This is a genomic window from Pseudoalteromonas sp. FUC4, assembly GCF_008370255.1.
In the GTDB taxonomy this organism is placed as follows: Bacteria; Pseudomonadota; Gammaproteobacteria; order Enterobacterales; family Alteromonadaceae; genus Pseudoalteromonas.
In genome coordinates, this window is record NZ_SEUI01000001.1 from 1,157,408 (window position 1) to 1,178,713 (window position 21,306).

Sequence of the window (21,306 nt, forward strand, 5' to 3'; positions counted from 1 at the left end):
AGTTTATTAAATGGCACGCACACTTTGTAATCATTGTAACTTTTCACTAAACACCTGTATTTGCAGCGCAATTACAAATATAAACAACAAAGTTACAGTTATTATTCTACAGCACCCGAGTGAAGAAAAAATAGCAAAAAATACCGCTAAACTACTCAATTTATGCCTAACTGATTGCCAAATAATCAAAGGCGAAAATAATGATGACTTTTCCATACTAAAAACACTGCCAGTAAGCTCAACTGTTTTACTCTACCCTAACGAACACGCTGTAAATTTAGACGATAACACTGAGCAACCAAGTGTAAAAAGCATCACTCATTTAATCGTGGTTGATGGTACATGGAAAAAAGCCTACAAAATTTTGCAACTCACCACATTATTAAATAAATTTAAAACGGTCAGTTTTAAACAGCTACCTAAAAATCGTTATGCTATTCGTAAAGCCCCTCGGGCCGACAGCCTATCCACACTTGAAGCTGTAGCGCATAGTTTGTTTTTAATAGAGCAGCTAAATCCCGCACCACTTTATAATGCGCTTAATGAATTAATACAAAAACAAACCCAACACATGCCCGAGCACGTAAAAGCACGTTACTTAGATTAAACTCGTTACTATATGAAACTTGCAATGCGTAACTACCCTAACAGACTAAAACGTGGCTTTACTCGCCAAGGACCCGACTATCGCTTTGACGACCAAGTCGACTTTAGCGATATAAGAGATACCTTCGGCTTTAGGTCAATGGTCGTTGGTAAATGGGTAACTAAAGAAGAGCGCTACATTAGCGCCAATTTAATTTACGATGCACTGGCGGATCTTGCGCAAATACTGCATTTACCGCCCAAAGCTATTGGTCTTCGTGGCAAACTTAATTTTGCATTTGGTCATGGCGGTCAAAAAGGTGTACAAGCGCATTATAATGCAGCCTCTCAAACGCTTGCCCTTGCAAAAAATGCAGGCGGTGGTGCGCTTGCTCACGAATGGTTTCATGCGTTTGACCATCATATAAGCGAGCATTTATTTGCAGCAAAGCCCCGCTTTGGCTTTGCCTCAAAATTATGGCTTTCAAACACGCCTAATTTATCGCATCCACTTAATAATGCTTTGAACAGTTTTTATAAACATGTATTTTTAGATGAAGATGGTATTGATGCAAATAACTTTGTACAAACGTGTATAGAACACGACAAAGCCCATAATATGAATTATATGAGCATGCCAGAAGAGCTTGCAGCCCGGTGTTTTGAAGCCTGTATTGAAGGCCACACATGTATAAAAAATAGCTTTTTAGTGGGTGGCTTAAAAAGTAGTATTTTAATATACCCAAACAGTGAGCATATTAATAAAGCAAATGAAGCGCTTAACCAGTATTTTGAACTACTGGGTTATGCGCTTCATAAAATAGACGAGTAATGCCTATATTTGGTGATTATTTATCATCACTAATACGGCTTGCTACTGCGCTGCTTTGATCTTTATATTTTGCATCTTTACGAATATTGTATGGGTTTTCACATGGTCCCGATAACATCTCAAAGCTCATAGCACCAATTTTCATCAGTGGGCGTAGTGCCAGTGGTAATTTACCTGAGTTGTAAAACTCTAAAACAATATTGCCACTCCAGCCTGGGTCTATTCGATGCGCGGTTACATGCACCATTAACCCCAAACGCGCAAGCGATGAGCGTCCGTCTAACCAACCTACTATATCTGCTGGCAGAGTGACTTTTTCATGGGTAATAGCGAGTGCAAGTTCACCTGGGTGTAAAAAGAATGCTTCACCTTCATCAAGCACTATTTCTTCACTCATGATCGATTCCATGGCCTTATTTAACTGATCTTTTGGACCACTTAAATCGACGTATGCCGCGTTATGCGCATTAAAAGTTCTAAATTTATTTCCCAAGCGTAAATCGGCAGTCACGCCTGAAATCATCTCGCTCGTTGGTGCAGGCTCAATAACAATGCGGCCATCGCTTAAGTATTCTTTAATATGTGTGTCTGAAAGTCTCATTATTTATTAATCTTCTGTAATCACAATTTCAATTGCATTGTGATGCTGTTGATAATAAAGCGTGCTGGCTATTAGCCTTGCTGCTGCGCTGTATGTTTTGCTTATTGCGGCGTCGTTATCGCTTGCAATAAGTTTACCTTGCTCAGAATACTCGCGTATATCTATTGCAAGTGGAATATGGCTAAGTACAGGCACGCCGTGCTTATGCGCCAGTTTTTGCGCACCGTCTTTACCAAATACGTGATTAGCTTCACCACAATGAGTGCAAATGTAGTGGCTCATATTTTCTATTAAGCCTAGCACCGGTACGTTTACTTTATTAAACATAGCAATGCCTTTTTGCGCATCGGCTAGGGCTAAATCTTGCGGGGTCGTGACAATCACAGTGCCGCTAGCGGGTACTTTTTGGCTCATTGTAAGCTGAATATCACCGGTGCCCGGTGGCATATCAACAATTAAGTAATCAAGCTCGCCCCAATCAGTTTCGTTAAGTAATTGGCTTAGCGCGCCCGACGCCATTGGCCCGCGCCACACTGTTGCATCATCACTTGGAACTAAAAAGCCAATTGATTGCGCTTTAATACCGTTTGCATCAAAAGGCTGCAGCTGTTTGTTATCTTTAGTGACGGGCTCTGCGCCCACTAATCCTAAAAGCATTGGGATAGATGGGCCATAAATGTCAGCATCTAAAATACCCACCTTTGCGCCTTCATTTTTAAGCGCGCCTGCCAAGTTAACAGCAGTAGTTGACTTACCTACTCCACCTTTGCCTGAGGCAATAAGTACAATATGTTTAATCGCTTTAAACTTAGCCGCCTCTTTAATGATAACCTTGGCGCTAATAGTTACAGGCACATTTAAGCTTTCACTTATGTGTTGCTCAACTAAAGGCATTTCTGATTGCCCAGCAAATGGCAGAGTTAATTTGATTTGTAGTGATTTATCGTCATTTTGAGTAATAGTATCAATGAAGCTTTCGTCAATACCGACGGCAAAAGCCGCACTACGATATGCCGCTAAGGCAGTTATAATCGGTTGTTTTTGCACCGATTTAGAAGAGAATAGTTTCGACAGTCCAAACATAGCAATTAAATAGCGTTTCTTTGATGAAAAGTGCCACGGAATTATGTAACATTCAGGGCATTAACACCAGTCAATTAATAAAAATCCATAAGCTGTGCGCACTCTAAGCAGATAGCTTGTAGATAAATTAATGATAATTGCCGTTTGTATAATAAAAACGGCGTTTTATCCTCAATTCGGAATGATTATGACGCAGCGAAAGATCCTGATTACCAGCGCATTACCTTATGCAAATGGCCCTACTCACCTAGGTCATTTATTGGAATATATTCAAACTGATATTTGGTCACGTTTTCAAAAACTACAAGGCCACGAAGCTTATTATGTTTGCGCAGACGATGCCCACGGCACGCCAATTATGCTTAATGCGCAAAAGCAAGGGATCACGCCTGAAGAAATGGTAAAACAAGTGAGTATAGAGCGCCAACGCGACTTTGCTGACTTTAATATCAAATTTGATAACTACCACAGCACGCACAGCCAAGAAAACAAAGAATTAAGCGAACTTATTTATAACCGCCTAAACGATGCCGGTCATATTAAAAAGCACACTATTTCGCAACTATTCGACCCTGAAAAAGGTATTTTCTTACCAGACCGTTTTGTAACAGGTACTTGCCCAACGTGTAAGTCTGAAAACCAAAACGGCGATAGCTGTGATTCGTGTGGTGCTACATACAGCCCTACCGAACTCATTAATCCGCGTTCTGTAATGTCAGGTGCTGAGCCTGTACTTAAAGATTCTGAGCATTACTTTTTTGACCTGCCAGCATTTGAAGGCATGCTAAAGGAGTGGTTACACTCGGGAACTATTCAACAAGAAATGGCTAATAAGCTAGACGAGTGGTTTACCGATGGCCTGCAGCAATGGGATATTAGCCGTGATGCACCTTACTTTGGTTTTGAAATCCCAAATGCACCAGGCAAATATTTTTACGTTTGGTTAGATGCACCTATAGGTTACATGGCGAGTTTTAAAAACCTATGTGACGAAAAAGGCCTCGACTTTGATGCATTTTGGGCTGAAGGTTCAGACGCAGAGCTTTATCACTTTATTGGTAAAGACATTATCTACTTCCACAGCTTATTTTGGCCAGCAATGCTAGAAGGCGCTAATTTTAGAAAGCCAACTAACGTATTCGCTCATGGTTTTGTAACTGTGAATGGCGAAAAAATGTCTAAATCGAAGGGTACGTTTATTAAAGCGCGTACTTATTTAGATAACTTAAACCCAGAATACTTACGTTACTACTACGCAGCAAAATTAAGCAGCGGTATTGTTGATCTTGATTTAAATCTAGAAGACTTTGCACAGCGAGTAAATTCAGACCTAGTAGGTAAAGTAGTCAACATAGCAAGCCGTTGTGCTGGCTTTATTACTAAAAAGTTTGATGGCAAGCTAAGCAGCACTATTATGCAACCAGAGCTGTTAGCAGAGTTTCAAGCTGCTGCACCTAGCATTACAACACACTACGAGAACCGTGATTACAGCCGCGCAATTCGTGAAATAATGGCGCTTGCCGACAAAGCAAACCAATTTATTGATGGCGCAGCACCTTGGGTATTAATTAAAGACGACACTAAGCAACAAGAAGCACACGAAGTGTGTTCTCTTGGTCTTAACTTGTTCCGCGTTTTAATTACTTACTTAAAACCCGTGTTACCAGGAATGGCTGATAACGTACAAGCGTTTTTAAATGACGACCTTGCATGGGACGGCGTTCAAAATGCGCTAGTAAGCCACCCTATCAATAAATTTAAACCATTAATGCAACGTGTTGAAATGGATAAAGTGAACAAAATGGTTGAAGAATCTAAAGAAAGCTTAGCACCAAAAGTAACAATTGACCCTAACAGCCCACTTGCAAAAGAGCCGATTAGCGACGAGATTGAGTTCGATGATTTTGCAAAAGTAGACTTACGCGTAGCTAAGATTGCTAAAGCAGAGCACGTAGAAGGCGCAGATAAACTACTTAAGCTAACACTTGATTTAGGCGGCGAAACTCGTCAAGTGTTTGCGGGTATTAAATCAGCTTACGCACCTGAGGATCTTGAAGGTAAGCTAACCGTTATGGTTGCTAACCTTAAGCCTCGTAAAATGCGCTTTGGTATGTCTGAAGGCATGGTATTAGCAGCAGGCCCTGGCGGAAAAGAAATTTATATTCTTAACCCAGATGACGGCTCAGAGCCTGGTATGCGCGTAATGTAAGCTAACGCTTAATAACCCATCTAAAAACCGCTGATACTGTCAGCGGTTTTTTATAGGCTTCCCTATTTGATTTATAAGCATTATTTAAATAATATCAGTGTATTAAAATATTTTTTAGATCAACAACCATGACCAGCAACCTTGATACCCAAAGATTAAATACCAGTGCGCTAATCAAGCAATATAAGTTACTCGCAATCTTGCGCTTAAAACAACAAAGCGATGTAGCTCCATTAATTGACTGCTTAGTTAATGCAGGCATAAACGCACTCGAAATCACTTCAAACACGCCTGGCTTTGAGCAAGAAATAACAAAAGCACGCGCAGCGCATAAAAACGCACTTATTGGTGCAGGTACAATAATAAATACCACCCTGGCCCAGCAAGCTATTAATGCTGGCGCGCAGTTTATCGTAACGCCAAATACCAACAAATCGGTTGTCGAACTTGCCCACCAGCACGGGTTACCCGTATTAATGGGCGCACTAACACCTACCGATGTAGCAAATGCAATTGAATATAACGCTGATATTATTAAGGTATTTCCTGCCGGCAGTATGGGCGTCGGTTACTTTAAAGCATTAACCGGTCCTTTTTCAGAAGCACAATTAATGCCTGTTGGTGGTGTGAATTTAGATAACTTATCACAATGGTTTGAAGCAGGTGCTTGTGGCGCTGCAGTCAGTGGCGATTTTTGTAAGGTATTAAATACCGAACAAGAGCGTAGTGTTCTTACCAAGCTTGTAAAAAAATATATAAGTGAACTGCCTAAATAGGCAGTTATATTTTAACTATAAAATTAATCATCTTTTTTAATTGAGCTTTTTCAATACGCGATCTTTTCTTGGTAGGTAATAGTTATCGTAATCAAGAGACACTATAACGCGCTCTGCTTTTCCTAATAACTCATTACGCGGAATTAAACCTATTACACGCGAGTCAGCGCTATTGTCACGGTTATCGCCCATTGCTAAATAATAATCATCAGGAATTGTAATTGCATCAAAGCCCGATAAACGTGAAGGAATATTTGCCACTCTTATCGAATGCGCTAATCCGTTTAAATCTTCGATTTTATCAAGCGAGTCTATGTTGCTTTGCTGATCTGCATAATTAAGCTTTTTACCATTAATAATGAGCTCATTATTTTCAAGCGCGACCGTATCGCCAGGTATGCCTATTACGCGCTTAATTAACCGATTATCAGCTGCTTGTGAGTCAAATACAATAATATCGCCAGTTTGTGGGTCTGCTAATTTTAATAGTTTAATATGAGTGAACGGCACACGAATGTCGTAAGCCATTTTATCTGTTAAAATTCTGTCACCTTCTTGAATTGTTGGTTTCATTGAGCCTGTTGGCACTTCGTACCAGTCGGCTACAGCGCTTCTAAATACGCTCATTAGTGCAATAAATACGATAAGAGAGCGGTTATTTTTCCAAAACCTATAAAATAATTTCATGCCTATTCCCTTCAATTGAACAAGTCTTTAATTGAGTAACTATTTATATGACTTTGTTAATTAGCTGCAGTTCAATCAATGATGTAACAAAACATGTTGACTAGTAATTTTAATTGATCGATTAAATTTAAAGCGTCGTAACATTTAACGAAACCAACGGGTATTAACTTAAAGGAAAATAAAATGTTTAAGAAAATTACTACTGCATTATTGTTTACAACTGCAAGCCTTGGATTTACTACAATGGCTTATGCTGATCATCATGGTATGAAAAAAGACGTTGTTGAAGTAGCCGTTGAAAATGGTTCGTTCACTACTCTTGTTGCTGCTGTTAAAGCCGCAGGTTTAGTTGAAACACTGCAAGGTAAAGGACCCTTTACTATTTTTGCACCAACAGATGCTGCATTTTCTAAATTACCTGAAGGCACCGTTGAAATGCTACTCAAGCCTGAAAACAAAGACAAGCTAACGGCGGTATTAACTTATCACGTAGTGTCTGGAAAAGTGATGGCAGCCGATGTAATGAATGTAGACAGTGCGAAAACACTACAAGGCCAATCAGTTATGGTTAAAGCCGACAGCATGGGCGTAATGATAAATGACGCTAAAGTTGTAAAAGCTGATGTAAAAGCAAGCAACGGCGTTATTCATGTCATCGACACAGTACTACTTCCAAAAGAGTAGTCATAAAAGAATAAGCCGAATAAAAAAGCATAAGTAAGTACTTATGCTTTTTTGTTTATTTTTTTTCATCACATAAAAAATTATTGATTTAGTTTTTCTTTCGCTTCTTTTACTTTTTCAAAATCTAAACCAAGTTCGTCGGTTGCTTCTTTAATCAAGTGTGGTTGCGTCATCACCACTGCCATTAGTTGCTGTAGCTTTTCTGGCGGAATACCAAGTTCTTGAACAAGCGCCATTGCCATCATTGGGTTTTGAGTAAACGCTTCAAACAATGCTTTTGCTTTTTCGTCGCTTACGTTGTGCTCTTTAAGTATTGCTAGTATTGGATTCATTATTAAACCTTAAGTGTTTTTTATAGGGCTTAGTATATGGGCTAAACCCTAAAATTAAAGAGTTACTCTACAAGTAAAACAACTTTACCAGCATTTTCATTACGCTCTAAAATAGCATGAGCTTCGTTTGCGTCGCTCCAAGGCAATGTTTTATACAAGTTAAAATCGTACTTTTTAGTGGCAATATCATTGTAAAAGCGTGCTACAAAGTCATCGCGCACCTGGCGTTTAAAATCAATACTACGATTTCTAAGCGTTGATGCGTGAAACGAAATACGTTTTTGTAAAAGCGCGGCAAAATCAACTTCTGCAAAACGTCCATCTAAAAATGCAAGCATTACAATTTGGCAATCCATCGCAGCAATAGCGGCATTTTTATTTAAGTAACTACCTGAAACAGGATCTACAATTGCATTTGCTGTTAACTCATTTGCTTTCATATATTCTACAAAGTCGGTGGTTTTGTAATTAATTGCATGATCGGCACCGAGATCTTTTGCGTGTTGGCATTTATCATCCGTACCAGCGGTAATAACCACGGTAGCACCAGCGCTTTTAGCCATTTGAATTGCGGCACCGCCTACGCCACTAGCACCTGCATGAATAAGCGCTGTTTGCCCTTTTTGTAATTTACCAAGCTCAAATAACGCGCCAAATGCCGTTAAATACACTTCGCTTATTGCGGCGCCCTCAGCCATTGTTACATCATCGGGTAATTCCATAAGCTGTTTTGCATCAACTGCTACATATTCGCTATAAGCACCACCTGAGCACAATGTAAAAATACGCTTGTTTAGCCAGCTTTTATCTACATTTTCTCCGAGCTCAGTAACTGTACCCGCACACTCTAAACCTAAAATAGGGCTATCTCCCGCAGGAGCCGGATATTTACCTTGGCGCTGCATACTGTCTGCACGGTTTACACCTATTGCTGCAACTTTAATAAGTACTTCATGGCTCTTTAAAACCGGCTTTTCGGTTTCACTAAATGCAAGATTGCCATCTTCATGAGAAATATATTTCATTGTTGCTCCAAGTTTAAAAACGGTAATAACATATAGATGGGGATGAACACAGATTCAAACAACCTCAAAAGCGCCAACTTTGTTTATAAGGATAAACATCGGGTAGATAACCATTATGTACTTGTTGCTGACAATCCTGCCAGAACGTCGCTAAAAACAAGTTACTGTGCTCATTATTAAAATAGTTAAACGCAATCTCGTTGGCACTAAAAAACACCTTAAATTGGCTCGGAAATATATCGTTTTCAGCTATATCAAAATACGAGTGACTACTTAGCTCTTCGAGTGCATTTTGGGTGTGTGGCACGTCTCTAAAGTTACAATCGGTAAGCGGGCAAATTTCGTCAAAGTCGTAAAACACCACTCGCCCCCATCGCGTTACGCCAAAGTTTTTCATTAGCATGTCGCCCGGAAATATATTAGCGCCCGCTAACTCTTTAATTGCTTTACCGTAGTCATGCATCACGCTCTCTAAGGTTTTGTTATCGCATTGGTTAATATATAAATTGAGCGGGGTCATTTTACGCTCAACATAAACGTGCTTTAAAATGAGTGCCTTGCCCGATATAACCATACTGCTACCAATTTGGCTTTTCATCTGCTCAAGCAGCTCGTCGCTAAAACGGCTTAAATCAAACGCTAAATATCTAAATTCGTGTGTGTCTACCAAACGACCAACCCTATCGGCTTGTTTTACAAAGTTATACTTTTCTTTCACCTGTGTTTTGGTAGCTGTTTTTGGCGCACTAAATTTGTCTTTAATTACTTTATAAACGTAATCTAGCCCTTCAATAGTAAATACCAGCATTACCATACCTGGCGTCCCTGGCGCTTTGACATACTTAAAGTTGGCTGGACTATTTTTAGTCGTATCAACCTTGTGCCGATAAAACTCAGTTTTGGCGTGCTTTATAAAACCAATGGCGTTAAATAACTCAAAGCGTTGTTTGTGTGGCATTAACACACTTAAGTAATCTACATAACGCGCGGGCTTATCGGTATCAACCATAAAATAGGTGCGTGCAAAACCAAATAATAAACTTAATTGATCGGCGCCCATCATTACAGCATCAAGCTTTAGTCCCTCATCGGCATTTAAAATAGCGATAGCAAAAGGCATATTGTCGCCATTTTTAGCAATGCAGCGCCCAATTAAATAACAGGCTTTGTTTCTAAAAAATAATGAGTTGGCGTATTCAATATACCCATCGTTTAAATTGATAAGTTCGTACACCTGTTTGCATTTCTGCTTAGCGCCTTGCATTAACGTACTTTGTAATGTGGCTACATCGCGTTCTAAATGACTAAATGGCACTCTAAATACTTGATTAGTGATAAGCGTTTTAACGGCGTTATTAAACCCATTATGTAGCGATACCCTGCTCACTAAGCTTTCATAAGAGCGCGGCTCACTACGATACTTTGCTTTTAATACGAACAAATGCACAGTACGAATTTTTTTATCGTCCCAAATTGCACCAAATGTTGAATTAAAAAAAGTATGCGCAATAGGTTTATTTTCGTGATTTTGTACCATATCGCCGTAAATATTTTTAGCTAACTGCCACGTTTGCGGGCAAGTAAGTTCAGCGTAAGCAATAACTCTCACGGCTTCACTCACGTTTTTCACTTCGCGCTCGTAAACCTGTAAACGCTCGCGCATAGCACTTTGCACACTGTGATATTTTCGTTGTTCAAAACGGCTTTGCGCACCCAGTGTAATATTTAAAAATTGCGAAAACATCCCCTCAAATCCAGCAAAAACAGATCGTGCAAGCTTGCTGGCAATAACGTTTTGCAGCGTATTATTAGATTGGTTTGTTAGCCTATTTTGCATAAATACAGAACTTATATTGATGCCAGTTATGGCGGTTATTTTTTATTAATTGTTTACACCTTAGCAAGCAGGCTTTAATTTAGATAATTAATAAAGCATATAATTTAAATTGATCATATGAATATAAGAAACGTCGACCTCAACTTGTTAGTTTACTTAAATGTACTCATTGATGAAAAAAGTGTTTCAAAAGCTGCGAATAAACTCGCGCTTACGCAACCTGCTATGAGTAACGCATTAAAACGTTTGCGCGATTTATTTGACGACCCGCTACTGGTGCGTGCCGCAGGCTCTATGACGCCAACGGCAAAGGCACTTGCGTTAAAGCCTGAAGTTGAAGCGCTATTAAAAATGGCTGAAGCTATTACGCAACCTAGTGAACAATTTAACCCTACAACGGCTGAAGTTACGTTTAGAATAATGGCAAACGACTACATAGAGTCGACCTTAATAGCCCCTTTTATAACCGCGCAGCTTAGTAAAAACCCCGGTATTAATTTTGATGTATTAAGCCCAAGCGACGTAAACCTACAAGACATGGAAAAAGGCACTATAGATTTAGCCATAAACCGCTTTAATGGCTTGCCACGCTCGTTTCATCAAGCCAGTGTATGGCGCGATAACTACTGTTGTTTAACCCATCCTAAAAATACATTTTTACAACAATCAGGGTTAGACGACTACTTACAAAAAGAACATATTTGGGTGAACCGTGCCGGCTGGGGGCCTGAAGCCGCTGTTACTAATAAATCAGGAAAGCAAAAATTAGGCTGGGTAGACGAAGCGCTCTGGCAACTAGAACAAACCCGCAAAATACGTGTTTTTACTCGCCACTACATGGTTGCAAGCCTGCTTTGCCAATCAGAGCAACTTATTGCCACCCTACCGCGCAGGCAGGCTAAATTGTTAACCTCTCATACTGATTTAGTAATCAGCCCTGTGCCATTTCAAATAGTCCCTATTGAGGTAAAAATGATATGGAGCCCGCTACTACACCATGCGCCTGCACACCAATGGTTAAGGCGTGAATTATTAGCGTTTGCTAAAACGATTGCAGACAGATAATTAAATATAGATATGCTGTGTTATGAGTTTCAAACAAGCTCAGTTTTAGACAATAACTTCAAATGGAGTACAAATGGACAGTGCATCAATAATTGCGTGGAGTGTTTTGTTTGGAAGCATAGGTATTGGCTACCTTACTTACGGGCGAAGAAAAAAAGCCGTAGTACCACTTTGTATTGGTTTTTCCGTATTTTATGAGCAGTGTAAGCATGCTGTTGATTGTAGGCGCTATTTTAGTGGCTATTCCCTACTTTATTAAAATTTAACATTACTACTGTTATTGTTCTTGTTACGGCTAAATAAAATACACGCGAAAATAAAAAAAGCGCCATGGTATTCAACTTTGGGAAAATACCGTGGCGCTTTTGGAAATCGTCGATATAGGAATCTACCTACAGAGTATAATTAGCAAGCTTAGTACCAACTTCATAAAAAAATAAAATCCAATAAAAACAACTTACTAAGCATCCACCTTAACTCTTCAATTACCCCCTTGTTCCAGTTTTGTGCACGTTTTTACTACTCTGCACCAAATTAATTACTATAATTTAGGTATGTTTTCTATTTTTTATGAAGTTTTAAAACTTACTATTGATGAAATCAATATCAGTTATTGAAAACAACAATTTTATTAATAATACACTTAGCGCTAGAGTGAAGTTAAGCCAACAAACTAAGAGTAATTATTATGACAACATCAAGCTTCACACAACAAGACGGGTTATTTATTGATGCAAATTTACATCAGTTTATTGAAGAGCAGTTATGCACTAAAGCTAACACCACTGAAACTTACCAAGCGTTAGCTACTTTAGTTGATGAGTTTGGTTGTAAATGCCGTAAAACAAAACATCAACCAAATGATGTATTAGAAGTGGATACATTACTAAACGCATACCAACTTAAAAACCACCCATTTTGCCATGTTGATGCACAAACGACAGAAGCCGTTTTAGACGAACATTGCTGCCAAGTTCCTGCTATTATTGTTGTTGCATTAATGGATACGCTTAGTGGTACGCAGTGCGATGAACCTCAAGCACATGAGATTTACCAACGTGCAGCGCAGTTAACCAACCGCCCTTGCATGCACAGAGTAAAAACTGCCTCAGCAGCTTAATAATGGATGTGTTTAAAAGTGCTCGATAACCTTTTTTGCAAAACCAGTACAAGTTAAGGTTGTCGAGTTATGGATACTTGAGTTATCGCTCTGCTCTTGCGCTAAATCAAAGGTTACTTCACCGCTTTTAAATGTTTGCTCTAACGCATTTTCTATCAGTAATGCGGCCTCCTCCCACCCCATAAATTTAAGCATTAGTACCGCACTTAAAATACTGCTACTAGGGTTTGCTTTATTTTGCCCTGCTATACGTTCAAACGTGCCGTGTGTAGGCTCAAAAAATGCGACATCGTTATTTAAATTTGCAGCAGGCATTATGCCAACACCGCCAACTTGTGCGCTGAGCATATCCGCTAAAAAGTCACCATTTTGATTAGTTGTCACTACTACATCAAATTGCTCTGGGTGCATTAAACATTGCTGCAGCATGTTGTCGGCTATAACCTCTTTAATAATTAAAGGCGCTTGATTTACTCGCTCTATTTGCAACCAACGCCCATTTTCATGTGTGGTGGCATTAAATTCGTTTTGTGCAAGTGCATACCCCCAACGCTTAAATGCCCCATCGGTAAATTTAAGTACATTGCCTTTATGAACTAATGTTAATGATTCACTATCGTTTTTAAGTGCATAGTTAATTGCAAAGCGCACTAGCCGCTCAGAGCCTTCTTTAGATATATTTTTAATACCAATACCGCATTCTTGTGAAAATCTTAGGCGGGTTACGCCCATTTCCTCACATAAAAAGTCGAGCATCTTTTCGCTTTCTACACTGCCTGCTTGCCACTCAATACCTGAGTACACATCTTCGCTACTATCACGAAGCACCGTTATGTTTGTTAAAAAAGGGTTTTTTAAAGGAGAAGGGAGTGCACTAAAACCTTTTATAGTGCGCATATTTACAAACAAATCCATTTCTTGCCTGAGGGCTACATTAAGCGATCGAAAACCACCACCTAGTGGTGTGGTTAACGGCCCTTTTATGGCAATTTTACAGGCACGTACTGCGTTGATTGTTTCTTGCGGAAACCAATCACCGTCATACAGCTTTGCGGCCTGCTCGCCATTATAAACTTGCATCCAATGAATTTTCCGTGCGTTTTTATAACAATGCTCAATTGCACTATCAACAACGTGGCGCATTACTGGCATAACATCTAGCCCCACGCCATCGCCATCAATAAAAGCAATGATAGGTTCTAACGGTATTTGCCAATGTCCTTGTGTATCAATAGTGATATTTTGGCCGTGCTCAGGAACTTGAATATGCTGATACGTCATGGCTAAAACCTAACTTAAAATAACGATTAATTGATTAAACCATGCTTAGCTAGAAGTGTCTGTATTTGTACTTTTATAGTTACTATCATTTTAAAAAATAAAGAATTAGGCGTGATTATTTATTCATTTAGTTGGTCTTGTATATTAAGCCTGGCGTATCAGTTATTAAATTACAGTGGAGCATTTTAATGAAATTCTTGTTTGTACTGCTACTATCAATCGGCTCTTTTAACGTATTAGCCGTTGAAGTAGTCATACACAACGTTAGCTCGCTCTCAAGTAATGCTCAAAACACAGTGTCTACATGGGTTAATCAAAGTGTTGAAAAAACACAAAATACACTGGGGCCTTTAAAACAAACCACATTGCCTATTTATTTAAAACCGCAATACTTTGCTTTTGAGCCTGTACCTTGGGCTACAGTTAAACGCAATAACCCCGATGGGCTTGAACTACACATAGATCGCTACGCCAGTTTAAATGCATTCACTAAAGATTGGACGCTATACCATGAACTTTCGCATTTATATTTGCCGCTACTTCCCTACTCAGGTTTTTGGCTAAGCGAGGGTTTTGCCAGTTATATGCAAAACGTAATAATGCGTGACAGCGGTATAATTACCCAGCCGCAATTTGTACAACGTTTAAATGCAGGATTTGATCGTGCCCGACTGCAAACTAAAACTAAAACACAGCCACTTAATAAGCTCTCTGCCGATATGTGGAAACAACGCGCCCAGCAACGTGTTTATTGGACAGGTGCAGCTTTTTTTGCACAGGCCGACCTTGAGCTTCAAAAACGAGGTTTATCTGTCGCGGGTATAATAAAACAGTATCAAACATGCTGTAGACCCGCTCGCTCTAGTGCTAAAACCTTTATAAAAGAGTTAGATAAACTATCCGGCAGTAGCATTTTTACAACGCTGTATGCAAAATATAATACCCGCACCGATTTTCCTGATATTAGTAAAAAGCAGCTAAACACGCTTTAATGGCTGCTCTGTTTTATATAGTTACTATATTCAACCAGCCCTTGCGCATCAAAATTGGTTGAGTACTCGTTCATAAAGCCATGCAAAAAATTGGTTTTATAGCATTTAACACTCGCTTTGGTGCTTAAAGCTTTAATAACTTCATCAACATTAAAGTGACTCTCACTTGCTGGAAATATGAATTCACAGGGGACATTTGCATCTAACGCTAAATAATTACGAATTTGCGACGGATAAAAGCCAATTAACTTTTTAAGGTGTGTATTGCCTGTTAATAACTGTGCCCGCCATGCTGCACTTGCCCCTGCACTAAAAGCAATACACGTGGTTGGCACTTTTAAACTCCCAAAGCATTTTTGAAGTTTGTCGGTGTATTTGTCATGGCCACACTGCTGTATAAAATTATTGTAGTGATCTTGTTCACTTTCAATAGCTTGAACCTTGTTATTGTAAGGGTCAACAATTACTAAATTTGAACCAATTGCCTGTGATAACTTCTTTAAAGCAGGGGTTAAACCATAAATATCACTCACTATCAGGTAATTCATACTTATCCTTTGGTAACTAAAAATGGGCTTTGTAAGCAGTTGATAAGATTTATTATAAATATTTTTATAAAAATAGCTTGCACACAATTTATATATAAGTTACCTTCCCTCTCTGGTTTAAAGAAACCGCCGCGGTTAACCATTTACCCTGATCCAGTAAGCCCCGCAAAACGTATATTTGAAAGCTAAGTTATTGTACGGCGAGAACCCCTTGAATAATACCTAGATGATTTTTTATTATCATCGCAAAAGTGTCATAAAGATCGTCAACACTGTAATGAAGCTAAACACAACATCGTTAATTTATTGACTGCAATTTGCTATAAAAATATAGCGCAGAATAAATAACAAGAATAAAGTGAGTTTTATTATGTCTTATAAATATAATGGGTCTATGATCCAAATTGCACATCCAGTGCAATCAATTTCAGTAAACAAACATCGTGTAATCTTCAGTGATACACAAGGTTTAAAAAATGCATTGTTTCAAAAAGCGAGTGATGCACGCCAGTTTGTTAAGTGGCTAAAAGCTAACTAAGAAACACATAACTTTAATTGCGTTTTTATTATTGCAATTATTGATAAGATATTATGCCAGCCTTGTTGCTGGCATTTTACTTTTTAGCTCTTTATTGGTTACAATAGTTTTACAATAATAATTACTGGTAGCTGTTGTAATGCTCCGTATATTTTTAACTTTCTTACTCTTTTTCTGTCTGAGTCCAATAAGCAATGCTAGAACCATAAGCTGGTTAGCGCACGACTTTGCCCCCTATTATATTTTAAATGGTCAATATCAACACCAAGGCCGCGACGAAAGCATAATCTCATTACTTGAAAAACAACTTCCTAATATTACCTTTAACCGTATGCTTATCCCCTCAGGTAAAGTAATTCAAGAGCTATCTAATACTTCAAATAATGTTTGTGCGCTATCACTTTATAAAAATGATTACAGAAAAGAGCATATTTATTTTACAGAGGAGAGCTCAACAACGGGCCTCTCGCCTTCAATAGCAATGCACAAAAGACTCGCCAAAGCGCTAAATATAGCGGAATCAAAAGAAGTATCACTACTCAATTTAATACAAGATAAAAAACTAACTCTTGGAGTTTCTATGAGCCGCTCTTATGGCCAAGAGATAGATACTTTAATAAACAGTACACCCAACATTGATTTAGTAATTAGACCCACACGCGATAGCCTAGCGAGCCTTACATATATGCTTAACCTAAAACGAATTGATATTTTGTTGGGTTACCCAAGCGAGCATTACTATTTAGCTAAATCAATGCACTTTGAAGAAAACTTAACGCAGCGTCCATTAACCGAATCCCCAGCGCTCAGTTATGGCTTTATTGGTTGTACTAAAAACGAGCAAGGCGCAAAAGACATCGCGATTCTTAATGAGCAGCTAAAAGTTATTAAAAAAACGCTGGCTTATAACGATTTACTTATGCGCTGGTTGCCTGAGCATTTAAGACCTTTATTAAAATCGCGTATTAATAGCACAAAATAAACAAATTCAAAGTCGCTTAATTTGAGTTTCTATTAAGCAAAAAAAACGCCACAGTAAGTGGCGTTTTTATATTCAATAACAGTATTACTTACGAACGCCTTCTATTGATAAAATAATATCAACATGAGTAGATGCAGGCCCTAAGTTGTAATCAATACCATAATCTGTAAGTTTAAGGCTGGTTTCGCCCTCAAAACCTACGCGGTATCCACCCCACGGATCTTTACCTTCGCCCACTTTATCTATTTCAAAGGTAATAGTTTTAGTTACGCCATGCAGCGTAAATTCGCCGGTTACGTCAGCCTCTTCACCGTCTTCATCAAATTTAATGCTCGTGCTTTTAAATGTCGCTTTTGGGTATTTATCCACATTTAAAAAATCTTTACCATGTAAGTGCTTATCGCGCTCTGCATGGTTAGAATCAAGACTAGTGGTATCAATGTTTACCATAATTCTTGACGCATCAGGGTTTTTAGCATCGTAGCTAAATGTGCCGTCAAAAGTATTAAAACGACCATATAACCAGCTGTAACCTAAGTGTTTAATTTTAAAGTTAACAGATGCATGCCCGCCTTTTGTATCAATTACATAATCAGCTGCATTGGCGGCTGTTGCCGATAACATCATTGCAGCCGAAACGGCTGTGTTTACTAATAATTTTTTCATTTTAATCATCCTTTAATGGTTTGATCATTCTGATTAAGGTTTTATCTTTATCGATAAAGTGATGTTTTAACGCCCCGAGTGCATGCGATACTGCAAACCCGATTAATATGCACGCGCCGTAATAATGTACTTTTCCTGCAATATCGGCTTGGTCATCAAAAGCAAAATCAAGCGCTGATACGTTAAATAAGGTAAACACTTCTATTGGACGTCCGTCTGCGGTTGATATTAAATACCCAGCAACAACAATAACGGCCAAAATAATATACATAACAATATGCGCGGTGTGTGCTAATTGGTTCATGCCTTTACATTCACCTAAGGGTTTAGGTTGTGTAGATAAAGCGCGCCATAAAATTCTAAATAAAAATACGGCCACAAGCGTAATACCAATGCTTTTATGTAAATCGAGCGAGCCTTTATACCAGCTATCGTAATAAGTAAGCTCAACCATATATAAACCTAAACCAAACAGGCCAAAAATAGTCAACGCCATGAGCCAATGTAAAATAATGGCGACAAGTCCGTAAGATGAAGGTGTATTTTTAAACATGTGTAACGTCCTATAATACTATGACGTTACAATATAGTGCATAGCCGTAAATGAAAATAACATTTACAAACACTTTACGTGCGTATACGCACAGAACTTTGATAATTAAAGTCAGTTTTAGAAGTTGAGGATTAAACAGATAAGTTTATAAGGTGGATTGCTCGCTTAAGCTGACATAAATTAAGCTCTCTGGGCTTACTTGCAAACAGGTAACAAGTCCTTCTTTAATGAGCTCAAGCATGGCTATAAAACTAACCACCACACCACTACGCCCTTCATCAGGCGTAAAAAGCGCATTAAATACCACCGCTGAATTTGCTTTCGATAGCTGTTGTAATATTTGGCTCATTCTCTCTCGGGTTGAGAGTACTTCGGCAGTAATTTGATGATGCTCAAACGTTTTTGCTCGCGCCATAACATCACTCAACGCCAGCATTAAGTCTTTAAGTTCAATATCGGGGAGGTTTTGACTTATGTCTTCATTTATTGGCATAGCGGCATGCGCTATAAAAATATCACGCCCAACACGGGGGATATTATCGAGGTTTTCGGCGGCTTTTTTAAATAATTCATATTCTTGTAGACGTTTAATAAGCTCAGCGCGAGGGTCTTCTTCCTCTTCAAGCTCTTCGTGAACAGGAAGTAATAAGCGCGACTTAATTTGTGCAAGTAACGCAGCCATTACTAAATATTCGCCGGCAAGTTCGAGTTGAAACTCGGTCATCATTTCAACGTAACTTACATACTGCTCTGTAATACTAAAAATAGAAAGATCGAGCACATCAAGTTTATGCTTTTTAATTAAATAAAGCAGTAAATCGAGCGGGCCTTCAAAGGTTTCTAATATTATTTCGAGCGCATCGGGCGGGATATATAAGTCTTCTGGTTTATCTACAACCGCTTTACCATGCAAAAAAGCCAGTGGCAGCTTTTGCTGCACTGGCTTTTCACTACTTTTTGTATTCGCAGTACTTTCGCTCACTTGTTATTACTCAAACGGGCTTGTATCACCACAGCCAACACGTAATATTTTAACTTCATCTTCTGACAAGTCGATTACTGTAGTTGCTTGCTCGGCTAAATGGCCACCGTGAATAATTAAATCAACGTGTTTATCTAATCGCTCTAATATTTCATCAGGATCTGATTCAGTAAACTGCTGCCCGGGTAAAATTAAAGAACACGACATTAATGGCTCGCCAAGTTCGGCAAGTAACGCACAAGCAATTGGGTGTTCAATTACACGCATGCCAATGGTTTTTTTCTTGTCGTTTAATAAACGCTTAGGGACTTCTTTTGTGCCTTTAAAAATAAAGGTATAAGGCCCTGGCGTATTATTTTTAATTAATCTAAATAGCTGGTTATCTACACGTGCATAAGTAGATAGCTCCGATAAATCACGGCAAACTAGCGTAAAATTATCGTTTTTTTCAATACCACGAATACGCTCTATGCGCTCTTTAGCTTGTTTATTACCAATATTACAGCCAATGGCATAGCCCGAATCTGTTGGGTAAACAACAACGCCGCCTTGTTTGATAATATCAACGGCTTGGTTAATAAGTCGTGGTTGCGGGTTATCAGGATGAATATGGAATAATTGACTCATGTTAATGCCCCTTCTTGTCCTTCCCAAACTTGCCAAACACCTTGGCAATCTTTTGGTAAGTATAAATTTTTGCCAAGCTCTAAATAGCTTGTCGGAAAATGAAAATCAGACCCTTGTGAGCAAAGTAGTTCGTACTCACGGCTGAGTTCACCTAAAAATTGACGTTCGCTTGGCGCCTGTTGAGGTTGTGCAACTTCCATTGCGTCTCCTCCTACACTTTTAAATTCTACTAATAATTTGCGTAGCCACTTGTTTGACATTTGATAGCTACTTGGGTGCGCAAGTACAGCAACACCACCAGCGGCATGTATTGCTTCAATAGCGGTTTGCATGGTGCACCAGCAACTAGGAACATAGCCTGTTTTGCCACGCCCTAAGTACTTTTTAAATACACCTGGGAAATTTTTAGCTACACCGCGCTCAATAAGGGCGCGTGCAAAATGTGCGCGCGTAATTTGCGCATCCTTTGCCAGCTCTTTAGCTTGCTCGTAAATGCCATCAAAGCCATTTTTTGCAAGGCGTGCGCCAATTTCTAGTGCACGCTCTTCTCGCTTTTGCTGCTGAGCCGATAATAAAGAAGTAAGGTCAATATTATTAATATCAATATTTAAACCTACAATATGAATTTCGAAGCTTTCCCATTTGGTAGACACTTCGGTACCCGTTATTAATGAAAGCGGTAAGTTTTCTGCTTCAATAAATTGCTGAGCAGGCTTAATAGCCGCCACAGTGTCATGATCGGTAATAGCAAACACATCAATATTTTTATCAACAGCGCGATGCAATAATTCTTCAACCGTTAAACGCCCGTCTGAATGTGTGGTATGGCTATGTAAATCGTATTTTATCAAAAGAAAACTGCTTAAAATTAAGGGTTACTGGTGTTTATGTAAGTATAACAACTTTTTTGACTAAATTGTTTTAAATAAACACTTGACACAAAAGCATAAGATACGTTTTACTGTAGACACTTTCAGACACATTAAGAATTAACAATAATGAACAATTCAAACTTAAACACTATTTGGTGGTGGCACTCGTAATTTTCGGGTGATGAATTGTCGTGTCTAGCAAAAATTCAAAACCCGCAACTATGCGGGTTTTTTTATAACTAAATTTTACGAAACATATACGTTAAAAATATTTAATAAATTTTGAGGCAGAAAAACATGAATAACGGTCTTACTCTTACACATCGTTGGTGGTGGCGCCTGATATAGCGGGACGGTAATGATCTGTTTTTAATTTAGATATCGTTATTCAAACCCCGCATTGCAAAAGCACTGCGGGGTTTAATTTTT

Annotated in this window: 23 protein-coding genes and 1 pseudogene; 11 read left to right on the forward strand and 13 right to left on the reverse strand. The window is 38.8% G+C overall.

Going from position 1 to position 21,306, the window contains the following annotated elements:
* The first annotated feature begins 10 nt into the window (after positions 1–10).
* Positions 11–607 (forward strand): tRNA-uridine aminocarboxypropyltransferase, encoded by a 597-nt coding sequence (locus EU510_RS05140; RefSeq protein ID WP_149592544.1) that lies wholly within the window; start codon positions 11–13, stop codon positions 605–607.
* A gap of 24 nt (positions 608–631) precedes the next feature.
* Positions 632–1,417: a CLCA_X family protein gene (locus EU510_RS05145; RefSeq protein ID WP_149592696.1), complete on the forward strand. Its 786-nt coding sequence runs from the start codon at positions 632–634 to the stop codon at positions 1,415–1,417.
* A gap of 16 nt (positions 1,418–1,433) precedes the next feature.
* Here EU510_RS05145 and dcd read toward each other — a convergent pair whose 3' ends face one another.
* Positions 1,434–2,018, reverse strand: a complete 585-nt coding sequence (dcd, locus tag EU510_RS05150; protein WP_002959670.1) for a dCTP deaminase — start codon at positions 2,016–2,018, stop codon at positions 1,434–1,436.
* Between the two features lie 6 nt (positions 2,019–2,024).
* A complete protein-coding gene (gene apbC, locus EU510_RS05155) occupies positions 2,025–3,101 on the reverse strand; it encodes an iron-sulfur cluster carrier protein ApbC (RefSeq protein WP_149592545.1) in 1,077 nt (358 codons plus the stop codon).
* Between the two features lie 187 nt (positions 3,102–3,288).
* Between apbC and metG the strand changes: the two genes are divergently transcribed.
* Both metG and EU510_RS05165 read left to right on the forward strand, forming a co-directional pair.
* The gene (gene metG / locus EU510_RS05160; RefSeq protein WP_149592546.1) at positions 3,289–5,310 is read left to right on the forward strand and encodes a methionine--tRNA ligase; all 2,022 of its coding nucleotides are present in this window, start codon (positions 3,289–3,291) and stop codon (positions 5,308–5,310) included.
* A gap of 128 nt (positions 5,311–5,438) precedes the next feature.
* Positions 5,439–6,086: a bifunctional 4-hydroxy-2-oxoglutarate aldolase/2-dehydro-3-deoxy-phosphogluconate aldolase gene (locus EU510_RS05165; protein ID WP_149592547.1), complete on the forward strand. Its 648-nt coding sequence runs from the start codon at positions 5,439–5,441 to the stop codon at positions 6,084–6,086.
* A 36-nt stretch (positions 6,087–6,122) separates the two neighbouring features.
* On the opposite strand, the gene lepB is transcribed toward EU510_RS05165, so the two are convergent.
* Positions 6,123–6,773, reverse strand: coding sequence for a signal peptidase I (gene lepB, locus EU510_RS05170; RefSeq protein WP_149592548.1), 651 nt, complete (start codon positions 6,771–6,773; stop codon positions 6,123–6,125).
* A 183-nt stretch (positions 6,774–6,956) separates the two neighbouring features.
* Here lepB and EU510_RS05175 point away from each other — a divergent pair, with 183 nt between their 5' ends.
* Positions 6,957–7,457: a fasciclin domain-containing protein gene (locus EU510_RS05175; RefSeq protein ID WP_149592549.1), complete on the forward strand. Its 501-nt coding sequence runs from the start codon at positions 6,957–6,959 to the stop codon at positions 7,455–7,457.
* Positions 7,458–7,537: 80 nt separating this feature from the next.
* On the opposite strand, the gene EU510_RS05180 is transcribed toward EU510_RS05175, so the two are convergent.
* From EU510_RS05180 to aceK, 3 genes are all read right to left on the reverse strand, one after another.
* Entirely contained in the window at positions 7,538–7,789 is a 252-nt protein-coding gene (locus EU510_RS05180) for a DUF2999 family protein (protein ID WP_149592550.1), read from the reverse strand.
* Positions 7,790–7,851: 62 nt separating this feature from the next.
* Complete coding sequence (locus EU510_RS05185) at positions 7,852–8,814, reverse strand: zinc-binding dehydrogenase (RefSeq protein WP_149592551.1); 963 nt, start codon at positions 8,812–8,814, stop codon at positions 7,852–7,854.
* 64 nt (positions 8,815–8,878) lie between these two features.
* Positions 8,879–10,651, reverse strand: coding sequence for a bifunctional isocitrate dehydrogenase kinase/phosphatase (aceK, locus tag EU510_RS05190; RefSeq protein WP_149592552.1), 1,773 nt, complete (start codon positions 10,649–10,651; stop codon positions 8,879–8,881).
* Between the two features lie 117 nt (positions 10,652–10,768).
* On the opposite strand from aceK, the gene EU510_RS05195 reads away from it, so the two are divergent.
* The 3 genes and pseudogenes from EU510_RS05195 to EU510_RS05205 all read left to right on the forward strand — a co-directional run bounded on the left by EU510_RS05195 (position 10,769) and on the right by EU510_RS05205 (position 12,836).
* The gene (locus EU510_RS05195) at positions 10,769–11,716 is read left to right on the forward strand and encodes a LysR family transcriptional regulator (protein WP_008138369.1); all 948 of its coding nucleotides are present in this window, start codon (positions 10,769–10,771) and stop codon (positions 11,714–11,716) included.
* Between the two features lie 73 nt (positions 11,717–11,789).
* Positions 11,790–11,982: pseudogene (locus EU510_RS05200) on the forward strand (hypothetical protein).
* Positions 11,983–12,404: 422 nt separating this feature from the next.
* Positions 12,405–12,836, forward strand: coding sequence for a hypothetical protein (locus EU510_RS05205; RefSeq protein WP_149592553.1), 432 nt, complete (start codon positions 12,405–12,407; stop codon positions 12,834–12,836).
* Positions 12,837–12,848: 12 nt separating this feature from the next.
* Here the strand turns inward: EU510_RS05205 and icd are convergent, their stop codons facing one another.
* On the reverse strand, positions 12,849–14,117 hold the full coding sequence (icd, locus tag EU510_RS05210; protein WP_149592554.1) for an NADP-dependent isocitrate dehydrogenase: 1,269 nt from the start codon (positions 14,115–14,117) through the stop codon (positions 12,849–12,851).
* 188 nt (positions 14,118–14,305) lie between these two features.
* Here icd and EU510_RS05215 point away from each other — a divergent pair, with 188 nt between their 5' ends.
* Positions 14,306–15,109, forward strand: coding sequence for a hypothetical protein (locus tag EU510_RS05215; RefSeq protein WP_149592555.1), 804 nt, complete (start codon positions 14,306–14,308; stop codon positions 15,107–15,109).
* Here the strand turns inward: EU510_RS05215 and EU510_RS05220 are convergent.
* Positions 15,106–15,657: a hypothetical protein gene (locus EU510_RS05220; RefSeq protein ID WP_149592556.1), complete on the reverse strand. Its 552-nt coding sequence runs from the start codon at positions 15,655–15,657 to the stop codon at positions 15,106–15,108. The two genes, EU510_RS05215 and EU510_RS05220, sit on opposite strands and share 4 nt — an antisense overlap.
* Positions 15,658–16,027: 370 nt before the next feature.
* Between EU510_RS05220 and EU510_RS19880 the strand changes: the two genes are divergently transcribed.
* The gene (locus tag EU510_RS19880; RefSeq protein WP_002961566.1) at positions 16,028–16,195 is read left to right on the forward strand and encodes a hypothetical protein; all 168 of its coding nucleotides are present in this window, start codon (positions 16,028–16,030) and stop codon (positions 16,193–16,195) included.
* Between the two features lie 139 nt (positions 16,196–16,334).
* Positions 16,335–17,177, forward strand: coding sequence for a transporter substrate-binding domain-containing protein (locus tag EU510_RS05225; protein ID WP_149592557.1), 843 nt, complete (start codon positions 16,335–16,337; stop codon positions 17,175–17,177).
* Between the two features lie 84 nt (positions 17,178–17,261).
* Here EU510_RS05225 and EU510_RS05230 read toward each other — a convergent pair whose 3' ends face one another.
* From EU510_RS05230 to rnm, 5 genes are all read right to left on the reverse strand, one after another.
* Complete coding sequence (locus EU510_RS05230; protein WP_149592558.1) at positions 17,262–17,843, reverse strand: YceI family protein; 582 nt, start codon at positions 17,841–17,843, stop codon at positions 17,262–17,264.
* 1 nt (position 17,844) lies between these two features.
* Positions 17,845–18,396 (reverse strand): cytochrome b, encoded by a 552-nt coding sequence (locus tag EU510_RS05235; RefSeq protein ID WP_149592559.1) that lies wholly within the window; start codon positions 18,394–18,396, stop codon positions 17,845–17,847.
* A 145-nt stretch (positions 18,397–18,541) separates the two neighbouring features.
* Positions 18,542–19,378: a segregation and condensation protein A gene (locus EU510_RS05240; RefSeq protein WP_149592560.1), complete on the reverse strand. Its 837-nt coding sequence runs from the start codon at positions 19,376–19,378 to the stop codon at positions 18,542–18,544.
* A 6-nt stretch (positions 19,379–19,384) separates the two neighbouring features.
* The gene (locus EU510_RS05245) at positions 19,385–20,005 is read right to left on the reverse strand and encodes an L-threonylcarbamoyladenylate synthase (protein WP_149592561.1); all 621 of its coding nucleotides are present in this window, start codon (positions 20,003–20,005) and stop codon (positions 19,385–19,387) included.
* Positions 20,002–20,856 carry an RNase RNM gene (rnm, locus tag EU510_RS05250; protein ID WP_149592562.1) on the reverse strand — a complete coding sequence of 285 codons (855 nt, stop codon included), beginning with the start codon at positions 20,854–20,856 and terminating at the stop codon, positions 20,002–20,004. Before rnm ends, EU510_RS05245 begins: the two co-directional genes overlap by 4 nt.
* Positions 20,857–21,306: the final 450 nt, after the last annotated feature.

Bases quoted from the DNA above. Each gene is read 5' to 3' on its own strand.
- aceK (WP_149592552.1), bottom strand. From the start codon at position 10,651: ATGCAAAATAGGCTAACAAACCAATCTAATAATACGCTGCAAAACGTT.
- apbC (WP_149592545.1), bottom strand. From the start codon at position 3,101: ATGTTTGGACTGTCGAAACTATTCTCTTCTAAATCGGTGCAAAAACAA.
- EU510_RS05185 (WP_149592551.1), bottom strand. From the start codon at position 8,814: ATGAAATATATTTCTCATGAAGATGGCAATCTTGCATTTAGTGAAACC.
- EU510_RS19880 (WP_002961566.1), top strand. From the start codon at position 16,028: ATGTCTTATAAATATAATGGGTCTATGATCCAAATTGCACATCCAGTG.
- icd (WP_149592554.1), bottom strand. From the start codon at position 14,117: ATGACGTATCAGCATATTCAAGTTCCTGAGCACGGCCAAAATATCACT.
- EU510_RS05180 (WP_149592550.1), bottom strand. From the start codon at position 7,789: ATGAATCCAATACTAGCAATACTTAAAGAGCACAACGTAAGCGACGAA.
- metG (WP_149592546.1), top strand. From the start codon at position 3,289: ATGACGCAGCGAAAGATCCTGATTACCAGCGCATTACCTTATGCAAAT.
- EU510_RS05225 (WP_149592557.1), top strand. From the start codon at position 16,335: ATGCTCCGTATATTTTTAACTTTCTTACTCTTTTTCTGTCTGAGTCCA.
- EU510_RS05220 (WP_149592556.1), bottom strand. From the start codon at position 15,657: ATGAATTACCTGATAGTGAGTGATATTTATGGTTTAACCCCTGCTTTA.
- EU510_RS05195 (WP_008138369.1), top strand. From the start codon at position 10,769: ATGAATATAAGAAACGTCGACCTCAACTTGTTAGTTTACTTAAATGTA.
- EU510_RS05140 (WP_149592544.1), top strand. From the start codon at position 11: ATGGCACGCACACTTTGTAATCATTGTAACTTTTCACTAAACACCTGT.
- EU510_RS05245 (WP_149592561.1), bottom strand. From the start codon at position 20,005: ATGAGTCAATTATTCCATATTCATCCTGATAACCCGCAACCACGACTT.
- lepB (WP_149592548.1), bottom strand. From the start codon at position 6,773: ATGAAATTATTTTATAGGTTTTGGAAAAATAACCGCTCTCTTATCGTA.
- EU510_RS05235 (WP_149592559.1), bottom strand. From the start codon at position 18,396: ATGTTTAAAAATACACCTTCATCTTACGGACTTGTCGCCATTATTTTA.
- EU510_RS05145 (WP_149592696.1), top strand. From the start codon at position 632: ATGCGTAACTACCCTAACAGACTAAAACGTGGCTTTACTCGCCAAGGA.
- EU510_RS05215 (WP_149592555.1), top strand. From the start codon at position 14,306: ATGAAATTCTTGTTTGTACTGCTACTATCAATCGGCTCTTTTAACGTA.
- dcd (WP_002959670.1), bottom strand. From the start codon at position 2,018: ATGAGACTTTCAGACACACATATTAAAGAATACTTAAGCGATGGCCGC.
- EU510_RS05230 (WP_149592558.1), bottom strand. From the start codon at position 17,843: ATGAAAAAATTATTAGTAAACACAGCCGTTTCGGCTGCAATGATGTTA.
- EU510_RS05205 (WP_149592553.1), top strand. From the start codon at position 12,405: ATGACAACATCAAGCTTCACACAACAAGACGGGTTATTTATTGATGCA.
- EU510_RS05165 (WP_149592547.1), top strand. From the start codon at position 5,439: ATGACCAGCAACCTTGATACCCAAAGATTAAATACCAGTGCGCTAATC.
- EU510_RS05175 (WP_149592549.1), top strand. From the start codon at position 6,957: ATGTTTAAGAAAATTACTACTGCATTATTGTTTACAACTGCAAGCCTT.